We start from the raw sequence: 26,684 nt of genomic DNA on the forward strand, positions 1-26,684 counted from the left end.
TGAGGCGCATTATAGCTAATCCGGGACGCTTGTCATAAAGTTGCCGTTTTACTTCTGTAAGGAACCTTCAGTGATCGGCGTAACGCGGCTTTATATCCATCCGGTAAAATCCATGCGAGGTTTGCAACTGTCCCATGCCGCGGCCTTCGTCAGCGGATTGGCGCATGACCGAACCTTTATGATTACCGAGACCGATGGCACCTTTATTACCGCCCGCCGATATCCGCAAATGGTGTTGTTCACCCCCGCACTGTTACCGGATGGACTGTGTCTCTCCGCACCGGACGGACAATCCGCCAGCGTTCGCTTTACTGACTTCATCCCCACCCCGCAGCCTACGGAAGTCTGGGGTAATCACTTTACGTCACAGGTGGCGCCGGATGCGATCAACACCTGGTTGAGCGGTTATTTTCAGCGTCAGGTACAACTGCGCTGGGTTGGCCGCGAACCCTCACGCCGTGTAAAACGCCATCCTGAGGTTCCGCTCTCTTTTGCCGATGGCTATCCCTTTCTCTTGATCAACGAAGCGTCTTTTCAGGCGCTGCGCCAGCGCTGCCCGGCCGGGATCAAAATTGAGCAGTTCCGCCCCAATCTGGTGGTGACAGGCGCGGCGGCGTTTGCCGAAGATAGTTGGCAAACCGTGCGGGTCGGCGATGTTATTTTTGATGTTATCACCCCCTGTAGCCGCTGCGTGCTGACCACGGTCAGCATTGAGCATGGCAGAAAGCACCCGACCTCAGAACCACTGGCGACGCTGAAATCCTTCCGCACAGCCGAAAACGGCGATGTCGACTTTGGTCAGAACCTGATTGCCCGAAATACCGGCATTATTCGCGTTGGCGATACGCTGGAAGTCCTGGCGACTAAACCGCCGCGTCCCTATGGCGCAGGTCGCGTCGTTGAAAACATGGCGGTCAAACCGCAAAGCGAACAAGCGATAACCATTGAGTATCAGGGAAAACGTCTGCCCGGTAATAACCAGCAAATCTTGCTGGAACAGTTGGAACAACAAGGAATTCGCGTGCCTTATTCGTGCCGCGCCGGAATATGCGGGAGTTGTAAACTGACGCTGGTCAGTGGAGAGGTTTCAGCACTCAAGGAAAGTGCGATAGGGAAAAACGGCGCGATCCTCGCCTGTAGCTGCATTCCCCAGGGCAATATCACTCTGCAATGAGCAGTGCGATGGCAAGAGCCGTTAAACGACTTTAGCATAATGGAACGCAGAAGATTCCTGCTCAGCCGTATGCTGCGCGTCAGCAGGCAATAATCTGTCGTGCATAATTTTTATTGCATCACCCAGAATCATCGTCTTCGCATTCAGCGTTAAGTGTTCTTGCGCCAGCAGACACAGGCTGGCTTTATCGCCGGCTTCCGCTACCAGAAAACAGGCCGTTTCCTGATTTTCAGTGACCCGCACCTGCACCAGATCCCCGGTCTGCGGCAAATAATCATTCGAAACAGGCTGCTGATCAAAATGCCAGCTTTTGGGCATTAACGGTTTGAGAAACCGACTGGCTACCAGCGCATTCAATATTAACTCGCTTTGCAGCGAACGATTTAACGCCATTTTCTGACATTTATCGTTATAGGTAAAAAATAAAGCGGCATCTTCAACACAGAATGCGCATTCATTAAACGCATCCGGCGTCAGCATTTTGGATGGAAAGCGCGAACGGAATAACATGCCATTTGCCAGATCCAACATCAGCCGATCATGTTCGGTGTCAAAAAACCAGCGCCAGCTATCATCGGGTTTTAACTTCATCTTATTTATCCTTCGCCTTTCGTTCTTTGCTCTTCTGTTAAACAAGAATCAGAAATGACTGATTGCAAAATGTCGCCAAAAAATCAGCTCAATGTTGATAGTTTATTAACACAAACGAATAAAATATAGACCAGCCGAGGGAATAAATAAACCCCCGGCGATAGAATGAAAGGTAGAAAGGATTAAATATGTGTAACGATATCTTTTATCAGACCCGGTCCACGAAAAATAAATCCGGAATAAATTTGAATCAGCGTCGCCCCGGCATCCATTTTCTCGCGGGCCGCCATCAGAGAATCAATACCGCCGACACCGATAATGGGTAAACGGCCGGATAATTCCTGAGATAAACGCCGGATAATTTCTGTGCTGTGCAATTGTAAAGGCCGACCGCTTAATCCCCCGCTCTGACCACAATGATTTAATCCCTGAATCAGTTTTCGCTCAAGCGTAGTATTAGTGGCAATAACCCCGTCGATGTTATGGCGCGCCAGACTATCCGCAACCTGGATCAATTCTTCTTCAGAAAGATCCGGCGCGATCTTTACCGCTACCGGAACATATTTCTGATATTTCTCATTTAACTCGGTCTGCTTATTTTTTATCGACTGTAAAAGATCGTCAAGCGCTTCACCATATTGCAGGCTTCTCAGCCCCGGCGTATTTGGAGAAGATATATTGATCGCAATATAGCCCGCATGAGGATAAATTTTATCCATGCAGATCAAATAATCATCTTTGCCCTGTTCTACCGGCGTATCTTTATTTTTACCGATATTGATCCCTAATACCCCGCCGAAACGTGTTTTTTTGACATTCTCAACCAGGTAATCCACCCCCTTATTATTGAAACCCATCCGGTTAATTAAACCTTCCGCTTCAATCATTCTAAACAATCTCGGTTTGTCATTTCCCGGCTGTGGGCGCGGCGTTACAGTTCCGACTTCAATAAACCCGAATCCCATCGCGCCCAGCGCATCAATACATTCTCCATCTTTATCAAGACCGGCAGCCAAACCCAGTGGATTTTTAAATGACAGCCCCATGCAAGTGACCGGCTTGGTAGGAACAGACTGACGGACGAGAAATTCAAATGGCGTGTTGGTGATACGGCGTAATTGTTGGAAGGTCAGTTCATGAGCTCGTTCTGGATCGAGCTGAAATAACGCTTTCCTGATAATGGGATAAAACATATCGTCTCCTGCTGGGACCCCAATCGTAATAAATAAAGTCGGAATACGGTTTCGCGCACCGGCGTGATGGTAATTCTATCGTAGCGGAAAGTAAAACGTTTAGGGGTAAGGGAAACGGCGATATGGCGCTTGCAGCCACACGCGGCACGGCAAATGCGCGCGTGGCGTTTCCCTTTAATAAACAGTTTTAATCTTGTAGGGCTTTATCGATCTTCTCGAACAGATCGCCCGACAGATTTTCCAACGCCTTCAACTGTTCCAACGACTCACGCATCAACGCCTGCCGCTTTGCATCATAGCGTTTCAACCGGATCAAAGGCTCGATCAACCGCGCCGCGACCTGAGGATTGCGCGTGTTCAAATCGGCCAGTATCTCAGTCAGGAAACGGTAACCGCTGCCATTATCCGCGTGAAAGGCCGCCGGATTGGAAGCGGCAAACGCGCCGACCAACGACCGCAGACGGTTCGGGTTATTCAGGCTGAACGAGCGATGGCCCAAAAGCTCACGTACCCGGCCCAATACCTCCGCCGCCGGACTGGTGGCCTGCAAAGTAAACCACTTGTCCATAACCAGGCCGTCCTGATGCCAGCGCTCATCAAACCGGGACAGCAGTTCCTCACGGCACGGCAACTGGGCGCTCACCGCGGCAGACAATGCCGCCAGCGAATCGGTCATGTTGTCGGCCCGTTCAAACTGCGCCACGATCAGTTTGTCAGCCAGGGCATCATCCCCGAATGCCAAATAATCGAGGCAGACATTGCGTAGCGCGCGTTTGCCGATGTCCGCATGTTCAACCCGATATTGAGGCGTAAGATTAGCGTGATAAACCGCCAGCCATTCATCGGCCATCTCTTTTGCCAGCGCCCGCACAATACCGCCGCGGACGGCGGCAATCGCCGTGGGATCGATAATCTCAAACAACTCGGCGATCTCATTTTCACTGGGCAATGTCAGGATCTGCGATACCAGCATCGGCCCCAGTTTGTCATCCAGCAATATGCCACGAAATGCATCAACCACGTGCATCGGTAATGAAAGCGCCTGCTTTTGCTGATAACGGGCAACATTCAGGCGAACGTAATTGGACAGCAGGCTTTGCGCCGCGTCCCAGCGGGAAAACGCATTGCTGGCGTGATGCATCAGGAAAGTCAGTTGCGCATCACTCCAGGTATAATTCAGTTTTACCGGGGCGGAGAATTCACGTAATAAAGAAGGAATCGGCTGGCTGGAAACCCGATCGAAAATAAAGGTTTGCTCAGATTCAGTGACATTCAATACCGAGGACAGCCGTTCTCCCTCATTCTGTAATGGAATGACCTGCCCTTGCTGATCATACAGCTCAATATCCAGCGGAATATGCAGCGGCGGCTTGGGCTGCTTATCCGCGCCTGCCGGCGTTATCTGGCTAACGCTCAATCTATATTGCTGCGTTTGCGGATCGTAATCATCACGCACGGTCAGCACCGGCGTGCCGGACTGACTATACCAGCGGCGGAACTGCGTGAGATCCACGCCGGACGCCTCTTCCATCGCCTGAACGAAATCGTCGCAGGTGACGGCGCTGCCGTCATGACGCTCAAAGTAGAGGCGCATCCCGGCCTGGAACTTCGCCTCGCCTAATAAGGTATGCATCATGCGGATCACTTCCGCCCCCTTCTCATACACGGTCAGAGTATAGAAGTTGTTCTTTTCTATTACCTGATCGGGACGGATCGGATGCGACATTGGACCGGCGTCCTCGGCGAACTGGGCGCCGCGCATGATACGCACGTGGTTGATGCGATTCACAGGACGCGAGCCTAAATCCGAACTGAACTCCTGATCGCGGAACACCGTCAGCCCTTCTTTAAGGCTGAGCTGGAACCAGTCGCGGCAGGTAACGCGGTTTCCCGTCCAGTTATGAAAATATTCGTGACCGATCACCGCCTCAATGTTCAGGTAGTCTTTATCCGTGGCGGTTTCCGCTTTGGCCAGCACATACTTGGAGTTGAAAATGTTCAGACCTTTATTTTCCATCGCCCCCAAATTGAAGAAGTCCACCGCCACAATCATATAGATGTCGAGGTCATATTCGAGACCAAAACGGGTTTCATCCCACTTCATTGCATTCTGTAATGAAGTCATGGCCCAGCCGGCACGGTCGAGATTACCGCGGTCAACGTAGAGTTCCAACGCCACATCACGGCCGGAGCGAGTGGTAAAGCTATCCCGCAACACATCAAAATCACCGGCAACCAGCGCAAACAAGTAGCAAGGTTTAGGGAATGGATCATGCCATTCAACCCAGTGACGCCCCCCTTCAAGTTCACCCTGGGCGATGCGGTTGCCGTTGGACAATAAATAAGGATAGCGGGCTTTGTCCGCAACAATGCGCGTGGTAAATTTGGCCAAAACATCCGGGCGATCAAGATAATAGGTAATGTGGCGAAATCCTTCGGCCTCACACTGGGTACACAGCGCGTCACCTGACTGATACAGCCCCTCCAGCGCACTGTTGGCCGCCGGGTTAATGTAAGTTTCAATGCTGAGTTTAAATCTGGCGGGTAATTTCGTCAGTACCAAACCGTCATCCCGTTGCTCGTAGTGCGGCCAGGCCACGCCATCAACACTCAGGCTCATCAGCGTCAGCCCCTCGCCATCCAGCTTAAGCGGCGCGTCCGCTTCCCCTTGCAACACCACCTGGCTTTCTGCTTTTACACGCGTATTCTCCGCATGCAGATCAAAATGCAGGGCGATATCCGTAATGGTGTAATCCGGCGCGCGGTAATCGTGGCGATATTTCACTTGCGGCTGTCGATTCATATTACGTTTCCATCTCCTCATTAGCATTAGGAACAAAGTCTATTCCTGTTACGTCGATGTTACCAAGACAATATACAGCATGTTTGAATCTCGCCCGGGTACACCATCAATGTTGTGATAAGGTAAAAAAATGAGAATCAAGGTATACTAACCGAACCTTGCGATTGTCTCGAACGCGGATATGCGTCTAACGAGGATGCTGTAACGCATTATGACCTTACACACGTCTCCGATTCTGACTTCATTACTGGATACCGATGCTTACAAGCTACATATGCAGCAGGCGGTGTATCACCATTATTACTCTGTCGATGTTGCGGCCGAATTCCGCTGTCGCGGCGATGATTTGTTGGGAATTTATGCCGAAGAGATAACCGAGCAGGTTGCTCTTATGCGCTTTTTATCGTTAAACGACGAAGAGTTTACCTACCTTTCTTCCTTGCCGTTTTTCAAGCAGGATTATCTGAACTGGCTGAAAACGTTTCGTTTTAATCCGCAGCAGGTAAGTATCAAGAATAACCACGGCAATCTTGATATCCGGATTGCCGGACCGTGGCGCGAAGTCATTCTGTGGGAAGTGCCGCTGCTGGCGGTGATCAGCGAAGTGGTTCACCGGAATCGAACCCCACAGTTCGGCGCGGAACAGGCTACGGCTCAGCTTGATAAAACCCTGGCCCATTTCCAGCGTAACAGCGCCGGTATAGATATCAGCCAATTTAAACTTATGGATTTTGGCACTCGTCGTCGATTCTCGCGCGATGTGCAACATGCAATCGTCAGTAAACTGCAATCTGAGTTTCCGTACTTAATCGGCACCAGCAACTATGATTTAGCGCGTCGTTTAACATTGACGCCCGTTGGTACTCAGGCTCACGAATGGTTCCAGGCGCATCAGCGAATCAGCCCGGATCTTGCCAACAGTCAGCGAGCGGCGTTACAGATGTGGTTAAACGAATATCCCAATCAACTGGGCATTGCGCTGACTGACTGCATTTCCATGGACGCCTTCCTGCGCGATTTTGACGCCCGGTTCGCCGAATCCTATCAGGGGTTACGTCATGATTCTGGCGACCCGGTGGATTGGGGAGAAAAAGCGATTGCTCATTATCAGCGTTTAAACATTGATCCAATGCGCAAAATGCTGGTGTTTTCCGATAATCTGAATCTTGATAAAGCGCTCAAGCTGTATGGTCATTTCCGGCAGCGCATCAATCTGGTATTTGGCATCGGTACTCGATTGACTTGCGATATTCCGGGCACTACACCGTTGAATATCGTGATCAAGCTGGTGGAATGCAATGGCAAACCAGTGGCGAAACTTTCCGATAGCCCGGGAAAAACCATTTGTCAGGATCAAGCCTTTGTGTGTGAATTGCGCAAAGCATTCGATCTGCCCCGCATAAGAAAAGCCAGTTAATCCCTTTAACTCTGAAAGACTGCCTAACTTTTAGCCCGGATAAGCAGGAATGCGCAAAACTTGTTGCATTCCGGTGATTTCTGCTTGTGTCCTGCCAGACGGCTAGTAACATAGCGAATTACCCTTTTCAGGGCATCCACTGATTTATTTCTGAAACGATTAATTGAAGAGAGAATTTTATGAGCGTAGTGCCTGTAGTCGACGTACTGCAAGGCCGTATTGCCGTTGACAGCGAAGTCACCGTGCGCGGCTGGGTACGTACCCGGAGAGATTCTAAAGCCGGTATCTCCTTTGTTGCCGTTTATGACGGTTCCTGCTTTAATCCATTACAGGCTGTCGTTAATAATCATCTCTCCAATTACCAGAATGAAGTTCTGCGTCTGACCACGGGGTGTTCCGTGGAAGTCACCGGCAAAGTCGCCGCCTCGCCGGGTGAAGGCCAAAGCTTTGAGTTGCAGGCATCCTCTGTCAGCGTTGTCGGCTGGGTGGACGATCCAGATACCTACCCGATGGCGGCCAAACGCCACAGCATCGAATATCTGCGTGAAGTGGCGCATTTGCGTCCGCGCACCAATTTGATTGGCGCCGTTACCCGCGTTCGTCACACGCTGGCTCAGGCAATTCACCGTTTCTTCCATGAAAATGGTTACTTCTGGGTATCAACGCCGCTGATTACGGCCTCCGATACGGAAGGCGCGGGCGAAATGTTCCGCGTTTCCACCCTCGATCTGGAAAATCTGCCGCGTACAGAACAAGGCAAAGTGGATTTCAGCGAAGACTTTTTTGGCAAAGAAGCGTTTCTCACCGTATCCGGTCAGTTGAACGGCGAAACCTATGCCTGCGCACTTTCCAAAGTGTACACCTTCGGTCCAACATTCCGCGCAGAAAACTCCAATACCAGCCGTCATCTCGCTGAATTCTGGATGATCGAGCCGGAAGTGGCTTTTGCATCGCTGGACGATATCGCCGGGTTGGCAGAAAGCCTGTTGAAGTACGTCTTTAAAGCCGTTCTTGACGAACGCGCCGATGACATGGCGTTTTTTGCCGAGCGCGTAGATAAAGAGGCGATCAGCCGTCTGGAAAACTTTATCACCTCTGATTTTGCTCAGGTCGACTATACCGATGCCGTGGAAATATTGCTGAACTGCGGTCAACCGTTTGAAAACCCGGTTTACTGGGGCGTCGATCTCTCGTCCGAACATGAGCGCTATTTGGCGGAAAAACATTTCAAAGCACCGGTGGTGGTCAAAAACTACCCTAAAGACATCAAAGCATTTTATATGCGCATGAACAGCGACGGTAAAACCGTTGCCGCTATGGATGTTCTGGCGCCGGGCATTGGTGAAATTATCGGCGGTTCACAACGTGAGGAGCGTCTGGAACAGTTGGATAGCCGTCTGGAGGCGATGGGTTTAGATAAAGAAGACTACTGGTGGTATCGGGATCTGCGTCGTTACGGCACGATACCGCATTCTGGTTTCGGATTGGGATTTGAACGTCTGGTTGCCTACGTTACCGGAGTGCAAAATGTGCGGGATGTCATCCCGTTCCCTCGGACACCCCGCAACGCCAGTTTCTAAATAAAAATTTAATATAAGTAAAACAAATATGTAGAAAAATAGAGTCGAGTGTTCCGGCTCTTTTTTTTTAATTCTAGAGTTGCCTCACAAAGTTCCGCGATATTTACATTTTGTAATACATATTTTCTATTAGTTACTTGATTGCGAAGTTAGTAGCACATTCGGGGTAGATTAACTAGCGAGCGAATGGAAAACTGCGTTCAGACACAGGACGACACCAAACTTTCAGGAATAGTTCCGTAAGGAATTTTTTATGGCAGTGGCAGGTGTCTACAAAACACCAATGAGGGTAATAATGATGAAACGCAATGTTCTTGCAGTGGTAATCCCAGTTCTGTTAGCTGCTGGCGCGGCAAACGCAGCAGAAGTCTACAACAAAGACGGCAATAAGCTGGATATTTATGGCCGTATGGAAGGCCGTCATTTCTTCTCTGAAGCCGATGACGACAATGGCGATGGGACTCGTGCTCGTCTGGGTATCAGAGGCGAAACTCAGATTAATAGTGAGCTGACTGGCTATGGTCGTTTCGAATCTGAATTCAGCGCCAATAGCTCTGAAAGCAATAACGTCAAAACTCGTTTTGCCTTCGCTGGTCTTAAATTTGCCGATTTTGGTTCATTGGATTACGGTCGTAACCAGGGTATCGGTTATGAAGGTATTTCCTACACCGACGTTCTGCCGGCTTTTGGCGGCGATCATAGCTATACCGACACCTTGACCGGTCGTAAAAGCGGCTTGCTGACTTACCGCAACAACGGTTTCTTTGGTCTGGTAGACGGCTTGAATTTTGGTTTGCAGGCTATCAGTAAAGATAGCGACGACACGAGCGCTGGCCGTTCTGCTACGGATAGAAAAGCTAACGGCGACGGCTGGGGTACCTCTCTGAGCTATGACTCCGACATGGGTCTGGGCTTTATTGGTTCATATGCCACAGTAAAACGCACTACTGGTCAGAACCTTACTGCTGACGGTCGCGGCAAGAAAGCTGAAACCTGGGCTACCGGCGTAAAATATGACGCTAACAACCTTTATCTGGCCGCGACTTACGGCGAATTCCGTAATCTGGCCCTAGACGGGGGTCTGCCGCTGGACAAAACTGAAATCTTTGAAGCTGTCGCTCAATATACTTTTGATTTCGGCTTAACGCCTTCTCTGGCGTACGTTCAGGGTAAAGGTAAGCAAGACAACAGCGGCATAGACGAATACGTGAACAAATATGTTAGCGTTGCCGCGTACTACGATTTCAACAAGAACTTCCAGACTTACGCCGAATACAAAATTAACCTGCTTGACAGTGATAATGCATATGTTGTGAGTGGCGATACTCATGATGATGACGTTGTTGCAGTTGGTGTGAAATATCAGTTCTAATCTGATAGAGCATTATGTAACGGTTTAACCGTTTATCGTTCCAAAAAGACAGAGCTTCGGTTCTGTCTTTTTGTTGGTGCATTTTATGCCTAAATCTCCATAATCTCTTTTTAACCAGACTATTATTTTGTTTCCCCTTGTCCCTTTATTATTTCCCCTTCTTTTTGATTCAATGGTTGGCAAAGCCTTTTACTGGCGGTAATCTGAGATTTCTTGCTTAACCTCTGTCATGGAACACCCTATCAATGTTTGAAAATATCTCCGCCGCACCCGCCGATCCTATTCTTGGGCTGATCGATCTTTTCCGCGCTGATGATCGTCCGGGCAAAATCAACTTAGGAATCGGTGTTTATAAAGATGAAACAGGCAAAACACCGGTACTGACCAGCGTTAAAAAAGCAGAACAGTTTCTGTTAGAAAACGAGACGACAAAAAACTATTTGGGCATTGATGGTCTACCCGCTTTTGCCCACTGCACACAGGAATTGCTGTTTGGCAAAGAAAACAGCATCATCACCCATAAACGCGCACGTACGGCGCAAACGCCGGGCGGTACTGGCGGTCTGCGTGTCGCTGCCGACTTCATTGCTAACCAGACGTCAGCAAAACGCATCTGGATCAGCACCCCTACCTGGCCGAACCACAAAAATGTGTTTTCTGCCGTCGGTCTGGAAATCTGCGAGTACCATTACTACGATGCAGCCAACCATTCAATGGATTTCGATAGCCTGCTCAGCAGCCTTAACGCGGCTCAGGCAGGCGATGTGGTGCTTTTCCACGGTTGTTGCCATAACCCTACGGGTATCGATCCTACGGCAGAACAGTGGACCACACTGGCCGAGCTTTCCGTACAAAAAGGTTGGCTGCCGCTGTTTGATTTCGCCTATCAGGGTTTTGCCCGCGGACTGGAAGAAGACGCGGAAGGTCTACGCATTTTTGCAGCAAAACACCGCGAACTGATCGTTTGCAGTTCTTATTCCAAGAACTTCGGTCTGTATAACGAGCGAGTGGGCGCCTGCACGGTGGTTGCCGCTGATGCAGGGATCGCCGATAAAGCGTTCAGTCAGGTGAAAGCCGCTATTCGCGCAAACTACTCCAACCCGCCGTCACACGGTGCAACCGTAGTTGCAACCATTCTGGGTAACGACGCGCTGCGCGCTATCTGGGAGCAAGAACTGACGGCAATGCGCGAACGTATTCAACGCATGCGTCAATTGTTTGTGAATACGCTACAGGAAAAAGGTGCCAAACAGGACTTCTCTTTTATTATTGACCAAAATGGCATGTTCTCATTCAGCGGACTGAATAAAGATCAGGTACTGCGCCTGCGTGATGAATTTGGCGTTTATGCCGTTAATTCCGGCCGTATCAACGTTGCAGGCATGACGCCTGAAAACATGGCCCCGTTGTGTGAGGCCATTGTCGCGGTGCTATAACAAACAACCCGATAGCGGTTAACGAAAAAGCCGGCGAATAAGCCGGCTTTTTTACGGGTGTCTTTGATAAAAAAGACTAAATTGTAGGTTCATCACGCACAAAAGGATTGGTTTTCCTCTCCTGGCCCAACGTCGACATAGGCCCATGTCCGGGAATAAAAGTGACATCGTCACCCAGAGGAAACAGTTTATTTTTGATCGAGGAGATTAATGCCTGATGATCGCCCTGCGGAAAGTCGGTACGCCCCACGCCACCGTTAAAAATCACGTCGCCAACCTGGGCCAGCCGTGAAACCTCATCAAAAAAGACGATATGACCGGGCGTATGACCAGGGCAGTGGAATACGGCCAACGCCAGCTTACCCACATTGACCGTATCCCCTTCTTGTAACCAGCGTGACGGCGTTACCGGTTTGCATTCACCCAGACCAAACATATGGCTCTGTGCCGATAATCCTTCCAACCAGAAAGCATCTTTAATGTGGGGACCAACAATCGGTACCTGATAGTATTCCGCAAGTTCGGCCGCGGCGCCAACATGGTCTAAATGCCCATGAGTCAGTAATATTTGCGTTACTTTGATGCCTGCATTCGTCACCGCGCGTTTGATTTTATCCGCATCACCACCGGGATCGACAATGGCGGCATCGTTAGTCGCCTCACACCACAGTAATGTACAGTTCTGGCTGAACGCCGTCACAGGAACTATTTGATATTTCATACCGCTCCATTTTGAGTCAACCTGACAGATTTAGCCGCCGTAAAAATCCGCAATGAAGCGGTGTCAGACTTAGCCGTAACCGGCAGGGTAAACGACCTTAAGCCAATCCATCGTAATCAGAAACGCTACCAAGTGCGAACAGGGCCGGTATCGATATGAACAAAATTACTACGAGGATAGTAACCAACGCCACCAGCCCGCATCTTTAGTGCCGCTTTTCGCAGATTAGCAAGTTGAACCCCGTTGATATGAAAGTCCATCGCTTGCCCTTTGGTGTGATAACTTTGCTTGGCAACGCCAGTATGATGCGCCCGGAGCGCGTTATTGGTGTTGATTGACCGATATCCAGAAATTAGCTGCACTGGTTTATTCGTTTCCAGCATCACCTGCAAACGGTAAAGCTGATCAAAAAGTAGCGGATCGATTGCTTTGACTTTATTTGCGCGGTAGTCACGGAAGAAATGGTTCAAACGGGACAACTCTTCTTTATTGTAGCGTCTGCCATCGAAAAACTCTGTTTTAAGATGTTCGCCCGTATTAAGGTTATCAAGCGTTAAAATACGTGGACGCGGGGTCGATAACATGGCGAACGCCTGACCGGGAAGCAGAGTCATCCCTAATGCAACCCCACCCAGCGCAAGCCATTTGCGTCGATGATTGTCAATGTGTTCCATAGCGCGAATTATCCTGGAAAAAACGATGTCAATGGGAGTACATAAAATGCACCGTTTTGAACCTTAACCGCCTATGAAAAGCGAGTCAACCTGCTTTATTCAGGGTTTGAAAGGGATCGCAACGATCCCCTGGAGGAAAGTCTGTATCTATTTCGCTAAATCGCGCTATTTTCAGTAATTACAGTAATAATAATCCGGCTTTTGACAGTATGTGCGTACCCGAACTCGCCGTGTCATCATAATTGTAAATATCTGTTCTGAACTGCGGTTTACCATCCTCTGCGACCCACGCGGTTAAATAATACAGGCTGACCGGAATTCGGTGTTTCATCGGTACATAGGTGGTATTGCCCTGCTCAAGCGTTGCGGAAATACGTGCATTATTCCATCCCGCATCGTGTAGCAACATGCCAGCCAGTTCAGATGCCTTGTTGACGCGTACGCAGCCCGAACTCAGCGCCCGGACATCACGCTGAAACAGATCATGACTCGGCGTGTCGTGCAGATAGATGGCTTCCGAATTCGGCATGTTAAACTTATAGCGACCTAGCGAGTTGTTAGCGCCTGGCGCCTGGCGCAGTCGATAAGGAAAACGCGCCGGCGAAACCATGGACCAGTCAATCATCGTCGGATCAATCACTTCTGAATCCTGACTCCAGCCGGACAGCACCGTATAACCATGACGCTGCAAGTAGCCAGGGTCTTGAATAACCTTCGGAATAATATCCTGACGCGTCAGCTTAGTGGGTACATTCCACGGCGGATTGACCACCACATTATTAAGCGAACTGCTCATCAATGGCGTTTTACGTTTAGGCTGCCCGACAATCACCCGCGATGACAGTCGCTCCGCGCCATCCTGATAGTAAATCAGCGAGTAATTGGGAATATTTACCAAAATGCCAGTGTTGACATTATCCGGCAGCAAACGCAGTCGCTGGATATTCAGCGCCAGCAACGCTGCCCGCATCTGTGGCGAAACGTTCAGCCAGTCACGGGTTCGTTTTCCGATCACGCCGTCATCCGCCAGCCCCTGCCACCGTTGGAAACGCTTGACCGCTTCAACCAGTTCACCGCCATAGCGGTTTTCAGAATTCACCTCGGCGCTGTCGCCGATGCTCGCCATTGGCGCTTGTGTTGTTTGTTGCGTGACGGATGCTCCCGCAGTTGTCTGTTCATTGAACAGCGTAATATTCTCTGTAGTCGTGAGCATGCCAGTCCGTTGCAAAATTTCGCGCAGCTCCGTCAGTTCCCGGCTTTGTTGTCCCGGACGTAACGTTTCAGACAGATTTAATGCCGGCCAGGGACGCGTATCCACCAACATGCTTTTCAACGCATCGTGCATCTTGGCGTATTGTGAATGCCTGGGCGCCAGCGAGTCGACATACGCAGCGCTGCTCCCCGATGCCACCGACTGTTGCCATTGGCTGACCGCATCTGGCGCTGGCGATTGCAGACGATAAGGCACACTGCTGTATAACCAGTTATTACCGTTGCGCCCAACATCGGAAACAAAATGCAAATAACCGAGCATGGCATCGGATAATATGATGTCGCGAGCAAAACCGGTGATTTGCGGATCGGTCAGCCAGGAAACCCAGGTAGTAAACTGCGGTTGTATCCCAGAGATGGCTAATTCGGCCAGTTGCTGCTGAAATTGCTGAACAGCACGCTGGTCGGCCCACATGGGTTGCATAGAACGGCTGGCATATAATAACGACAGTTCGGAGAGATATTTCGGCGTCGCCGATTTAGGTAATGCCGCCAATAATGACGCTCTGCTTTGTTCTGTCGAAACCGTCCCGGCACTTTGCAGAACGCCAGATAAAGCCGAGGAAGCTGCTGCCAGCACCGAAAAAGAAAGAGACAGGCTACATACCCAGATACAACCGGCGCTCCACAGTAGCCTCTGCTTTTTTCGTTTATATAACAACACCCATTTATCCCCTGTACACATTAACGACCATGCCTTCCACTACGAACGGTTTTAAGAGTGGAAATAAAACAACCAAATTCATTATGGCAAAAAAAAATTATGTTTTAAGTGACGTTATTCTGTGCGGAGAATAGATAACTTTGCCAAATAGTATATCACTTGAAGGGAATTCAGCCCAAATTGTGCGATCTGATTAATCGCCAAATTTCCCCAATCACCAACCGGACTAAATTACGCCGATCATCGCATTTATCCCGGATGAAGAACGGCGCCTGATGAGAACAAAGGCCCAGCAACCCGTGATAAAAACTCTTTCCCGACGACTGATAGCCATGCTGATGTTGCATCAGGAAATGACCGTTACCTACGTTGCCAGAAAACTTTGCGCCGCGGGTTACTCCGTTCGAAATGGATAAATTGGTTACTTTACAGAGCATTAAATGACTAAAAGGCTTCAGGCCCGGACGCGCTCCCCGCCGGCCCGTTGATGATATCCTGCAGACTTTGCCGCTTCTGATACAACGGTCACCCCAGACTTTGGCTGGTTGCGCTTTCGATGGAATACGGAACTTCTGCCGCTCATCGTCAATCGACTTTTTGGCGCCACGCTTCATTTCGCTACCCGCACCACTCCCTGAAGCAGGCAGGTATAGTTTGGCGCATAGCCGCGCCGACACTGAAAATAAAAGACCCGCATAAAGAGGAAAACGAGCCGCTACGCTGGGGATTTAGCTAAAGAACAGCGTGATAATCCAAAGTATTATAAGGATGAAGCGATGTTAGTATGCCATGACGAACCGATCAGTGCGCCAGAAGCATTACGCAGGTCGTAGAGAATTGCATCATTTACAAAACGTCACGTTGCGATCCGAGATGACTTTCAGCAATGCAGGCGCATAAATCGCCTGTCCCGGATGATCATAACGCCATCGTTGCAAGGGCACCCGAAAGCCCCACTCATTGTTATTTCCTCTGCATCTTGCGGGAATAACGACTCTTCATCTTCTGCTCCCTTACATTATATACTGCAAAAAACAATAAACCCCCGCCATCTCGTTACGGGGGTTTATTGAATTCGGGCCTGATTTCTAAGCCATTAATCGTCCAGGCGCTACGCCCCACGGTGGGATAATAATCACCACCATGCTATTCACTCGGAAGAATGCTTTGATAAAGAGTATTCATCAATCGGCCCCAAACCAGCGTCCGATGCCTCGCCTCCTGCCCACGGACCTGCACCGGCGCCGATCAGTTCTGCTTCAACTCAATGCCAATCGGCCCGAGACTCTCCCCCATATCCACGGGCAGCAGCACGCCGGTGATCGCACTGGCGGCATCGCTGGCCAGAAACAGCACCGCGTCGGCGACCTGGCGCTGCTCGACCGGCTCGCCCAGCGTCACCTGCTGCCGGAACCAGGCATGGAACTCCGGCGTCTCCACGAACGCGCGGCTGAGCGCCGTCTTCACCAGGGTCGGGCACACGCCATTGACGCGGATCCGCTGCGGACCGTACTCGAGCGCCGCGACGCGGGTAGCCTGCGCGCTGGCCGCCTTGGATATGTCGTAGACGGCCTGGTTGATGTGCGGGCGGACGGCCGCCATGGAGAGGACGTTGACGATCACCCCGCCGGACTCCTGCTCGAGCATGCGCCGGATCGCCGCGCGCATCCCGTTCCAGGTGCCCTTGGTGTTGACGGCCAGGGCGCGCTCGAGTTCCTCATCGCCGTACTCGTGCATGCGTTTCTGCGGAGCCACGATGCCCGCGTTATTCACCCAGATGTCCAGTTTCCCCCGCGCGGTCAGCGCACGCTCAGCCAGGGCCGCGACAGCCTCGGGGGAGGTCACGTCGGTCTTCAGGTACTCTGCCGAGTGGCCCTCGGACGCGAGTAGGTCGACGACATCCCTATCCGGGCTCTCGTCGTAGCCGCCGGACCGGGGGCTCGGCTGTAGGTCGCCTATCACCACGTGCGCACCTGCACGTCCGAGGGCGAGGGCGATGGCATGTCCGATGCCGGTCGCGCCGCCGGTCACCACCGCAGTCTTTCCTGCCAGAAGCTCTGTCATCTGCTTTACTCCGCAATTGATGTCGAATTGATGTCGATAAGCGGCCTCGCCGCTGCCATTCAGCCCGCGCCCGTCAGGTGGCGGCTAAACCAGTCGACGGCGGCGCTGGAGGCTTGCACGAATTCCTCGTCGTAGGGCGCGAAATGCCCTCCTTGCAGAAGCAGCAACTGCTTCGGCTCGAGCGCTTGCGCATAGGTTTCCAGCGCCAGTTCCGCCGACGCCAGATCGTCCCGCCGCCCGATGATCATCAGCAGCGGCACCGGCGCGATCCGGCCGACGTAGCCGCCCGGTTCGTAGGCCGCCGCCAGTTCCAGCGAGCGCAACGTGACCTCGTTGTGGAACGATGGCGCGTCGGCGGCATTGCGCACCGTCCAGTCATGCGCTTCCGGGGTGGACAGCACCGCCGGATGCGTCGGGTCCTGGTGCGTGACCGGGAGCATCACCGGCGCTTCGCCGCGCATGCGTGCGGCGCGGTCGGCGGCGAAGCCCTTGGCGCTCATTTCCTGCATCACTGGGGTGAGGTTGAGCCGGGACTGCCGGCTGCCGCTGGTGAAGGGCACCTGCGATACGACGCACCCGACCCGGCTGTCGGTGGCCCCCAGCACCAGCACATGCCCACCGGCCAGGCTCGATCCCCAGATACCTACACGCTCGGGGTCGACCTCCGGCAGGCCCTGGGCAAAGGTGATCGCCTCGCGCCAGTCGTTGATTTGCTGGGTCGGATCGACCTCCTGGCGCACCACGCCGTCGCTGTGGCCGAAATTGCGATGGTCGTAGACCAGCACCCCCAGCCCGGCCTCGGCGAAGGCCTCGGCGAACGGCGCCAGGGACAGCTCCACGACCCCGGAAAAACCGTGGGCCATGACTACCACCGGCGCGGGGCCGGTGACGCCGCGGGCGTGATAATGGCGGCCGCGCAGCACGATACCGTCGGCAGTGGCGAATTCAATCGGTTCAAAGTTCATAATCGGCTCCGAGCAAGTTTGATCACAGGGCAAGCTTCCCGCCATCGACCGCCAGACCCGCGCCATTGATGAAGCCAGCGGCATCGGAAGCGAGGAAGGCCACCGCGGCGGCAACGTCGTCGACGGTTCCGAAGCGTGGGAACGTATTGATCTGGCGCAGCGCGGCGACCGTCTTCTCGTCCGAAAGCGGCTCGCGGGACATCGCGGTCTGGATGATGCCGGGAAGGATAGCGTTCACGCGGATGTGCTGCGGCCCGAAGTCGGCCGCCACCTGGCGGGTAAGCGCGAGCACCGCGCCTTTGGAGGCGCAATAGGCCGGTTCGAGCGGAAGCCCGGCCTGCGCCGCGACCGAGGCGATGTTGATTACCTGCCCGCGCGCGCCATTCGCGCGCGGCGGCTGCGCCATCATCTGGGCGACCGCGTACTTGCAGCCGAGGAACACGCCCTTGGCGTTCACCGCCATGGTGAGGTCCCAGTCGGCCTCGCTCTGATCGACCACCGTCTCCAGCGACGTGACGACCCCGGCGTTGTTGACCATGATGTCCAGTCTGCCGTAAGCCTCGACCGCGACCGCGACCGCCGCCTGCACCTGCGCAGCCTTGGACACGTCGGTCTGCTGGAACTGCGCCGCGCCGTGTCGACGGCGGATGAGCTCGTGCGTATCGAACTCCGGCTCGACGTCATAGCCGCCCGGCTTGGGCCCGGCGCGCATGTCGGCGACCAGTACCGAAGCGCCCTGCGCCGCCAGTTCCAGCGCGATCGCCCGGCCCATGCCGGACCCGCCGCCAGTGACGACGGCGGTCATTCCTTGCAATTGTAATGAAGACACGTTCTACCTCCACATCGATGATAGTGAGATTCGTCCCGGCACGCGCGCCACCGTCAAAGCGGCGTAGTCTCACCGTCGCTCACGATCTTCGCATTGCCGGCCCATACAATCTTCAAATCCGGAGTCTAAAGAATAGCTAACAGGGCTATCACAACCAGGCAGGACATGACAATATTTCTTTATGTGTTTTTCTGTAACACAGAATAATTATTATCAAAAAGTATAATGTAATTATGAGGGTAAAAGGGACGCGAGTTATTTTCGCCGTATTCGAAACTTGAGAATTTTGGCAACTATTAGCACGATAATAGTGACAACAACCACAATCGCTCTATCAGATTTCGCCACAATGACTACACCGGCAAAAACAGTCGGTGAACGTCTAATTGATCGTCAGTCAGCATTCAACTTTGCAGCTTTTGTGAACAATGTCATTCTCTACGATCCGCATCATGTTTCTGGCTCGCCGATCAGTTCGACTTGGTAAAGCCAACGCCACTTCATCTTGATAAAACACTGTATTATCAATCTATTATTTAGAAAAATCCCGAGCGACAGCGGCGTATTTTTCTTATAATGCGGGCCTTTTATTTTCCGTGTCGCCGCGGCTCTTCGCCAAACAATACTACCCTGCTTCCGGTAACGATGCAGGGTAGTATCCACCATACGCTAAGAAGCCCGTTCCTGAATTTCCGGGGGTTCATCTGCAAAACCGCGCAAACCCACCACATGAACGTGCTCATGATTCTGATGCACCTTACGCACCAGCTTATAGGTTGTCCCTTTTTCAGGGCTGATATTTTCCGGCGCGGCGATGATCAACTGCATTTCCAGACGATCGCAAAGTTCAAATAGGGTCGCGATTGATTTGGCGTCCAGACGGGCCGCTTCATCCAGAAACAGTAAACGGCACGGTGAGATATCTTTGCCGCGTAGCCGCTTGGACTCCTCTTCCCAGCTCTGAACCACCATCACCAGAATCGACATCCCGGTACCGATTGCTTCCCCGGTCGACAGGGCACCGCTCTCGGCGCGCAACCAACCATCGGCTCCGCGGTTGACCTCGACTTCCATTTCCAGATAGTTACGGTAATCCAGCAGTTCCTCACCTATGGTTTGCGGAGCCCGCTGTCCCATATCGATTTCCGGGTTCAGACGCTGGTACAGCTTCGCCAACGCTTCCGAGAAGGTCAGACGATTACTATTAAACAGATCCTGATGCATCTCCTGCTGTTCAGACAACACATTCAGCAGGGTTGTATGCGTTTCACGCACGTTGACGTTCAGCCGCACGCTTTTTACCTGACCAAACGCCACGGATTGCAGCCCCTGATTGAGCATTCGAATTCGGTTCTGTTCACGCTGGATCGTCTTGCGGATAATGTTGGCCACGCTGCGCGAACTGATTGCCAGCGTTTGTTCGCGGGCCGTCAACTCTTCCGTCAGACGATTAAGCTCAATTTCCATCTGTTCAATGGCTTCGACCGGGTCATCGGTGCGGATGATATCCTGCCGGATACGCTCGCGCAGGTGCTGATATACCGCGATGTAAAACTGAATTTTACGCTCAGGCCGCTTAGGATCTTCCGAAAGGCGCAATACATCGCGCAAATGCTCGTTATCCGCCACCGCCAGGCGCAGAGCCCCCAGCGCTTTATCCGACATTGAACGCAGTTCGTCGCCATCCATATAGGCCAGTTCACGACGATGCAAACGGCGCTCCACGCCGTTATCCTTAACCAGACGCATCACCGCACACCAGCTTGCCTTCGCCGTTACCACCTGCTCGCGCATCTGATGATAATCACGTTCCAGCTTACGCAGTTTCTTTTGCAGGCCATCCATCTCCGCTTCACAAAACGTGAGCTGTTTTTCCAACTGGTTACGGCGCGCACGATTCGCGCTCAACGCGGCATGCAACTCGTCACGGCGCTGACGGGCCCGCGACTCGGCATCGGCATCGGCCCGCACGCCAATGTCCTGAAGCTCCTGAGTCAGCTCTTTCAGCATGTCACGTTTGGCGTCATAAGAACTCTTCAGTGATGCCTGGAGCTGGCTATATTGCGTAAGCTGCGATTGATGCTGACGCAGTTGCTCACGGGCTTTGGTCCGCTCCGCTTCCGCCTGTTCCAAACGCTGACGCAGCTTGTCGTTCAGGTCAGCGTTTTCACCCAGCATCCCGGCGGAATCGGTATAGGTGAAGTGCGCCCGGCGCTGTACGACCTCCGTCAGGGAAAATGCCTGTTGCCTGGCGTGACGCTGCGCGTTTTGCGCCTGCGTATAATCTTTTTTGAGCTGCTCATGCTGCTGAGGGTCGCTTTGCAGCACTGAAACCATCGGCTCCAGTTTTGCCAGCGTAGCACCGTGTTGCTGAAGAAAACCTACCGACGCTTCCGCTTCGTCCAGCTCCGCGCGAATTTCTTCAACCCGATCGTACAGTGTGTCATCACATAGCAGGCTAACGCGAGGAATCAGTCTGTTCAGCATTGCGCTGAGCGCTTTTGCCTGCTCGAACTGCTGGCGCTGCTGCTGATTTTCGCCATCAAAGTTGTCGATAGCCCGCTCAAGCTCGCTACGGCGAGAATTTAAGCGACGAATATCCGTCTCAGGATCGTCGTCAAACGCGACGGCCAGATGGGTGCCAATAAAACGGCTGAACGACTGATGCAGACGTTGAGTTTTTTGCACGTCAAAAGAGAGCGTCGCATACTGTTCCGCCAACGCCTCACGTTCATCACGCAGACTTTCCAGCCGCATTTCTCGCGCCGCGCGGCCAAACAGCGGAACCGCAGGAAAACGTGAGTAACGCCACTGGCGCTCCGCGACTTTCACCACCACCGCCCGTTCCAGCTCTTCCACCGCAAAAACGCTGTCGTCGAACGATTGCGGGTCGCCTTCGATCAGATACAAATCTTCCGGGCAATCTTCCAGCCCCGCCAGTTGTTCGCGAACCAAAGACAGATCCGCAACCACGATCCCGTGACGCGAAGGACCGTAAAGCGCGGAGAAATAGGGCGCATCGTCCAACGTGACATCGTCGTAGATCTCCGACAGCAGTACGCCGCCAAATCGTTCCGCCAATGCATTTAAGCGCGGATCTTCAGCCCCACCTGGCTGGCTAAGGCGTTCAATCTGCGCTTCGATATGCCGTTTGCGGGCGGCGATCTCATCGCGCTCCACCGTGGTTTCCCGCTCACGCTCCAGCAGTTGCTGCATGAATTCCGTCACCTGACGGCTGTCGTCAAATGTTTCGCCGCTTTGATCGCTCAGTTGGGTCAGCATTTCCTGCGCCGCCAGCCAAATCGGTGCACGCGCCGTCAGTTGCTGAATACGTTGCTGGATCTGCTCAAGCTCCTGACGCAACGCCAAGCGGCGCTCGCCTGCCTCAGCCACCAGCGCCGACAGGGTTTCAATCTTCGCGTCCAACTCCTGCTGAAGCGAATCCAGCGCTTCCGGCTCACACGCCTGACCGCTGCGCTTGTTAAAATCCTGATGCAACCGCTCAGCGTCTTGCTGTTCGCCCAGGCGCTGCTCCAGTTCCGATAAACGCACGCGCAGCGGTTGCACCCGCTCAGCCTGATAGCGCTGTGACGAGCTATCGCGCAACAGGTCACGCGCGACCTGCCACGCCTCACTGCGACTTACGCTGCCGGCGATCCGGCAAACCAGCTCATAAGCCTGCTCAAACTGGCTGTGAGCAGCATCGGCAACGCTCAGCTTTTGCTCAAGCATCAACAGAATTTCTGTGGCTTCCTGATCTTTCGCCTGATAACTGTCCAGCCATTCATCGGCGTTGTCCGGGGTCAGATCCGGTATTTGGCAGAGCGTACGGGCGCGCTCCAGCGCCTGCTGCGCCTGCTGGTACTGAATGGCGCGGGTTTGCTGCACATCCAGCGCCTGCTGGTAATCGGCCAACTGACTTTTCAGTTCATCCACTTCCAACTCGGCGGCGTCGGCACGGGCTTCATTTTCAGCCTGTTGCTCACGCGCTTCCTCAACCACCTCATTCTGTTCTTCGAGGCGGTAGCTCAACTCTTCCAGATCCGCGTTGTAGCGCGCGATCTTTTCCTGCTGGCGCATCGCGGTCTGCACCAGATTCAGGTGATCGCTGGCTGCCTGATAATCCGTTTCCAGATCGTCTTCCGCCCCGCTTTGCTCTTCGAGTTCACGCGCCATTTCAACGTGGCGATATTGCTCGGCGGAGAGTTGCTTGCGGCTGTTGAACAGATCGCGGCGCAGCGCCAGCGCGCCGTCCAGGTGAATACGGCGCTCATTGGCATGACGCATATAGTCCGCCGCCACATAAGAGGTCGCCTCAGAAATCAAATGCTTGAACAGGTCACGATCGGACTGGGTAACGCGAATGGCTTCCAGCGTCATGCGGTTTTCACGTAACGCCGCCTCCATATCCTGAAACGCTTTGCGCACGCCGCTGTTTTCCGGCAGCAAATAATCACGCAATGAACGTGTAATGGCGCTGGAAATACCGCCGTACAACGAAGCTTCAATCAGGCGGTAAAACTTGCTGCGATCGGCGGCGGAGCGCAGACGACGAGGCACCACGCCCAGATCAAACATCAGGGAGTGATAATCCGTGATGGAGTTGAACTGTTTAAACTGAACGCCTTCCATCTCTTCAACGCGCTCTTTCAGTTCCTGTAGAGAAAGCACCCGCGCCTGACGATCGCCCACCGTCTGGGTCAGCAACTGCGTCGGCTGCATCGCGGTCGGCAATCCTTGAATGACAAACGGCTTGATATCGACCTTGCGATCGCGGCCGGCAACCTGCTGCAAGCGCACGCCCACCAGCACGCGCTGATGACGGGAGTTGACGATATCCAACGTGGAGTAACACACGCCAGCGCGCAGTTTACCGTGCAGACCCTTATCACGGGAACCGCTGGTGGCGCCGGCTTCAGTGGTGTTTCTGAAATGCAACAGTGTCAGATCGGGGATCAGCGCCGTAATAAACGCCGCCATTGTGGTGGATTTTCCGGCGCCGTTGCCTCCCGACAGCGTGGTAACCAGTTCATCGAGATCAAATGTGCGAGCGAAAAAACCATTCCAGTTAACCAGTGTCAGCGAGCGAAATTTACCGCGTTCAATCATTCCTGTTCATCCTCAACACTTTCTGGCGGGGTATCGTCTGGGCGATCGTTCTCGTCACTCTCATCTTTCAGTGACAGATTACCGTCGACAGGCATCGCTTCACCATCGCGGATCATCCGCAACTGCGCCTCGCGCGCATCATCGCCGCTGCGCACATCGGCGCCGAAGCGGAAAACCGACTCGGTGATCCGAAACTTGCTGTTATCGCTGCCCATAAAATAGATCATTCCCAGCCGCCGCAGGCGGTTAAGGGAGGTTCTGACTTTTTCCTGTAATTTCTGGCGATCCAGATCGGAGCCTGTCGAGCGCTGGTTAACCAGCTTCAGCAATTTGCTTTCATCCGCCAGGCCGAGCAGCTCTTCATACAGTTCCTGCTGGCTGAAAATGCCTTCGTGCGCCAGCCGCTCCGGGCTGAGGTATAAATAGCAAAGAATTTTCCCCACCATCATATCCAGCTCGGACAAGACTGAACGGGCGATCAGCGTGGTGGAACGCGGACGCAGATAGAAGAACCCTTCCGGCGCACGAATCAGCTCGACATTATACCGGCTGTAGAACGATTCCAGTTCTTCCTGAAAATCCATCAGGAAAGCGTGATTTTCCAGCTCTTCAATGCCGATATGACGGCCTGCCCGCAATTGACTGTCCAGCGCGGGAAATAGCATATTCGACAGCGCGGTAACCAGTCTGACTGGCATGATATGTTCAATATTTGTCGATGACATGGGCCTGTACCTTGGCTCCGTAATCATTGATTACCTGCCACAGCGCGGGCAATCCGGTGAAATCTGCTTCGGCCACTCCCAGACGCACCGCCTGGTCGACCACGATTCTGGCAACATCAAAGTGCCGGGAACGAGGATACTGTGCAAGATACTCGCGCATTACATCGCTTAAATTAAGCGGTATTTGCTGCGCTTTGTATTTCTGTAACGACTGCTCCACCAACGCGATCAACTGTTCGCGCATTTCGCTGAACGCTTCATATTCCAGATCTGGCGGCAGTTCGCCCGTGACTTCTTCGCTGCGTAACGTCAACTCTTCATCACGCATATCCAGCAATCGATCGGCATTGGCAAACGTAAGCGCCCAGGGGTAGTCAAAATAACTCTGCACCGACTGGCGCAAACGTTGCGCAAACACCCGGTTTTTATCCATATCAATGGCGGTACGGATAAATTTATGAACATGCCGATCATAGCCAATCCATAAGTCGATGGTTTGCTGGCCCCAACTGACAATACGGTCAAGTTTGCTTTGTAAATCAAAGACCAGTTTATCGACAAACTCCAGGTTGTGCGGGTTGTTGAGAATAGTATCCTGAATACTCAGCAGGCTGGCCTGTAATTTGTCGCCGGCGGCTTCCAGCGTATCCTGCAATTCGCGCAGGGTGCTCGAGGTTTCCGTCAACAGTTGTTCACAACTGCTGATAGCCGCGCGCCAGTCCTGATTCAACAGCGCGGCAATATCCTCTTTTACCCCTTGCTGTTGCTCATCCATCACCCGTTGGGATAAATCGATACTGTCAAAAATTTCTGCGACCGAGTATTTCAGCGGCGCAAAGACATTACGATGCCAGTGAAACTCATCGCCGCCCTCTTCCGCCGCCTCCGCCGCCCGCTTAAGTTCCTGAGCCACAATCGAGAGCTGCATAGAGAGGCGCAGCGCGGAAAATTCACGCTGACGAATGTAGTAGTCGGTGATACCGATTCCCAACGGGGTCAGGCGGTAAATGGCGTTGCCCTCCGCCTGTTCACTGACAAAACGATTGAGCAACCGCTGGCGAACCAGATCATTGATGGCATTATTGGCACGGACGGTAATGGTTTCGTCCGTTTGATCGAACCCCTGACTGACATGCCGAAAGGCATCGACCAGTTCGCCTTCACTCATTTCTCCATCCATACGTTCGCCATTGAGTGTGGCTATCGCCAGTAAAAAAGCCAGGCGCTCAGTGGGAAGGGAAAGGGAAAAATCATTTTTTCGTGCCCAGGCGACCAGTTCGGGTACAGTCTGGGAAAAATCACTCATAATGCATCCTTCAAATGGGGTTTATGCGCCATGACATGGATATAACGACCCAAACTCACGAAAGGTTCCTGCCGGCAGTAACGCTGTTCAAGCTCAAGAATCTCGGCAAAATTATCACGTTGTTGCTGTTTATTCTGCAAATAATCGTGAAATACCCGCACGCCCGTTTTACCGCTGATGGACAAGCCCATCTCCTCAAGCCAGCCATAAACCTGCTGAGGCGCCAGCGGATGATCCGGTGACAACGACCGCCGCTTGCGCTTGGGCATACCGGCTTGTACATAGGCAAAATTACCCAGCACCATATTGCGCATCAACAAACCATGATGGTTATAAAACATCAGGGATAACGCGCCCCCCGGAGACAGACAGTCATTCAATTTTTCCAGCGCCTGCCGTGGCTGGGCCACCCACTCCAGCACTGCGTGAAACAATATCAGATCGGCGGGCCGATCCATATATTGCGCGACATCCTGCGCCGCACTTTGCACAAAGCGCATATTCCGGTTCACACCCTGCGCGGCGGCGGCCTCTTTAGCGCGCTGAATCATCTCATCGGATAAGTCGCACAACAATACCTGATGTCCTAAACCCGCCAAACGACACGCCATATGTCCTTCCCCACCGCCGGCATCCAGAACCTTTAATTGCCGTGCCGGAAGCCGGGCGAGCAAACCATCAAGATCCTGCCATAGCACCGCCTGTCGCAGTGCGCCTTTTGTCGTGCCATAAATGTTCCGGGAAAATTTCTCTGCGATATCGTTAAAGTTGCGATCCTGCATGGGTCAA

Annotated in this window: 18 protein-coding genes and 1 pseudogene; 6 read left to right on the forward strand and 13 right to left on the reverse strand. The window is 52.8% G+C overall.

Annotated features, from left to right (window positions below; translation table 11 throughout):
* The first annotated feature begins 70 nt into the window (after positions 1–70).
* Entirely contained in the window at positions 71–1,174 is a 1,104-nt protein-coding gene (locus EH207_RS09880) for a YcbX family protein (RefSeq protein ID WP_137713852.1), read from the forward strand.
* A gap of 21 nt (positions 1,175–1,195) precedes the next feature.
* On the opposite strand, the gene EH207_RS09885 is transcribed toward EH207_RS09880, so the two are convergent.
* From EH207_RS09885 to pepN, 3 genes are all read right to left on the reverse strand, one after another.
* Entirely contained in the window at positions 1,196–1,765 is a 570-nt protein-coding gene (locus tag EH207_RS09885; protein WP_137713853.1) for a cell division protein ZapC, read from the reverse strand.
* A gap of 182 nt (positions 1,766–1,947) precedes the next feature.
* Positions 1,948–2,958 (reverse strand): quinone-dependent dihydroorotate dehydrogenase, encoded by a 1,011-nt coding sequence (pyrD, locus tag EH207_RS09890; protein ID WP_137713854.1) that lies wholly within the window; start codon positions 2,956–2,958, stop codon positions 1,948–1,950.
* Positions 2,959–3,145: 187 nt separating this feature from the next.
* Positions 3,146–5,761 carry an aminopeptidase N gene (gene pepN, locus EH207_RS09895; RefSeq protein ID WP_137713855.1) on the reverse strand — a complete coding sequence of 872 codons (2,616 nt, stop codon included), beginning with the start codon at positions 5,759–5,761 and terminating at the stop codon, positions 3,146–3,148.
* A 211-nt stretch (positions 5,762–5,972) separates the two neighbouring features.
* On the opposite strand from pepN, the gene pncB reads away from it, so the two are divergent.
* The 4 genes from pncB (at position 5,973) to EH207_RS09915 (ending at position 11,566) form a co-directional block, all read left to right on the forward strand.
* On the forward strand, positions 5,973–7,178 hold the full coding sequence (gene pncB, locus EH207_RS09900) for a nicotinate phosphoribosyltransferase (RefSeq protein ID WP_137713856.1): 1,206 nt from the start codon (positions 5,973–5,975) through the stop codon (positions 7,176–7,178).
* 179 nt (positions 7,179–7,357) lie between these two features.
* The gene (gene asnS, locus EH207_RS09905; protein WP_137713857.1) at positions 7,358–8,758 is read left to right on the forward strand and encodes an asparagine--tRNA ligase; all 1,401 of its coding nucleotides are present in this window, start codon (positions 7,358–7,360) and stop codon (positions 8,756–8,758) included.
* Positions 8,759–9,053: 295 nt separating this feature from the next.
* Positions 9,054–10,130: a porin gene (locus tag EH207_RS09910; RefSeq protein WP_281279168.1), complete on the forward strand. Its 1,077-nt coding sequence runs from the start codon at positions 9,054–9,056 to the stop codon at positions 10,128–10,130.
* Between the two features lie 245 nt (positions 10,131–10,375).
* Positions 10,376–11,566, forward strand: coding sequence for an amino acid aminotransferase (locus tag EH207_RS09915; RefSeq protein WP_137713858.1), 1,191 nt, complete (start codon positions 10,376–10,378; stop codon positions 11,564–11,566).
* A 76-nt stretch (positions 11,567–11,642) separates the two neighbouring features.
* On the opposite strand, the gene EH207_RS09920 is transcribed toward EH207_RS09915, so the two are convergent.
* The 3 genes from EH207_RS09920 to ldtD all read right to left on the reverse strand — a co-directional run bounded on the left by EH207_RS09920 (position 11,643) and on the right by ldtD (position 14,897).
* Entirely contained in the window at positions 11,643–12,287 is a 645-nt protein-coding gene (locus tag EH207_RS09920; protein ID WP_137713859.1) for an MBL fold metallo-hydrolase, read from the reverse strand.
* A 125-nt stretch (positions 12,288–12,412) separates the two neighbouring features.
* Positions 12,413–12,961, reverse strand: a complete 549-nt coding sequence (gene mepK / locus EH207_RS09925; RefSeq protein ID WP_137713860.1) for a peptidoglycan L,D-endopeptidase MepK — start codon at positions 12,959–12,961, stop codon at positions 12,413–12,415.
* Positions 12,962–13,139: 178 nt separating this feature from the next.
* On the reverse strand, positions 13,140–14,897 hold the full coding sequence (gene ldtD, locus EH207_RS09930) for a L,D-transpeptidase (protein WP_483995147.1): 1,758 nt from the start codon (positions 14,895–14,897) through the stop codon (positions 13,140–13,142).
* Positions 14,898–15,172: 275 nt separating this feature from the next.
* Between ldtD and EH207_RS18360 the strand changes: the two are divergent.
* A pseudogene (locus tag EH207_RS18360) lies at positions 15,173–15,670 on the forward strand (transposase); the annotation flags it as partial.
* A gap of 475 nt (positions 15,671–16,145) precedes the next feature.
* On the opposite strand, the gene EH207_RS09940 reads toward EH207_RS18360, so the two are convergent.
* The 7 genes from EH207_RS09940 to cmoM all read right to left on the reverse strand — a co-directional run bounded on the left by EH207_RS09940 (position 16,146) and on the right by cmoM (position 26,677).
* A complete protein-coding gene (locus tag EH207_RS09940; protein WP_137713863.1) occupies positions 16,146–16,961 on the reverse strand; it encodes an SDR family NAD(P)-dependent oxidoreductase in 816 nt (271 codons plus the stop codon).
* Positions 16,962–17,020: 59 nt separating this feature from the next.
* Positions 17,021–17,926, reverse strand: coding sequence for an alpha/beta hydrolase (locus tag EH207_RS09945; protein WP_137713864.1), 906 nt, complete (start codon positions 17,924–17,926; stop codon positions 17,021–17,023).
* A gap of 22 nt (positions 17,927–17,948) precedes the next feature.
* Positions 17,949–18,755: an SDR family NAD(P)-dependent oxidoreductase gene (locus EH207_RS09950; protein ID WP_217496083.1), complete on the reverse strand. Its 807-nt coding sequence runs from the start codon at positions 18,753–18,755 to the stop codon at positions 17,949–17,951.
* A 669-nt stretch (positions 18,756–19,424) separates the two neighbouring features.
* Entirely contained in the window at positions 19,425–23,864 is a 4,440-nt protein-coding gene (gene mukB / locus EH207_RS09955; protein ID WP_137713865.1) for a chromosome partition protein MukB, read from the reverse strand.
* Entirely contained in the window at positions 23,861–24,589 is a 729-nt protein-coding gene (gene mukE, locus EH207_RS09960; RefSeq protein WP_137713866.1) for a chromosome partition protein MukE, read from the reverse strand. The genes mukB and mukE overlap by 4 nt, the downstream gene beginning before the upstream one ends.
* Positions 24,570–25,895 (reverse strand): chromosome partition protein MukF, encoded by a 1,326-nt coding sequence (gene mukF / locus EH207_RS09965; protein WP_137713867.1) that lies wholly within the window; start codon positions 25,893–25,895, stop codon positions 24,570–24,572. The genes mukE and mukF overlap by 20 nt, the downstream gene beginning before the upstream one ends.
* On the reverse strand, positions 25,892–26,677 hold the full coding sequence (gene cmoM / locus EH207_RS09970; RefSeq protein WP_137713868.1) for a tRNA uridine 5-oxyacetic acid(34) methyltransferase CmoM: 786 nt from the start codon (positions 26,675–26,677) through the stop codon (positions 25,892–25,894). Before cmoM ends, mukF begins: the two co-directional genes overlap by 4 nt.
* Positions 26,678–26,684 lie beyond the last annotated feature (7 nt).

The sequence above is a fragment of the Brenneria rubrifaciens genome (assembly GCF_005484945.1).
In the GTDB taxonomy this organism is placed as follows: domain Bacteria; phylum Pseudomonadota; class Gammaproteobacteria; order Enterobacterales; family Enterobacteriaceae; genus Brenneria; species Brenneria rubrifaciens.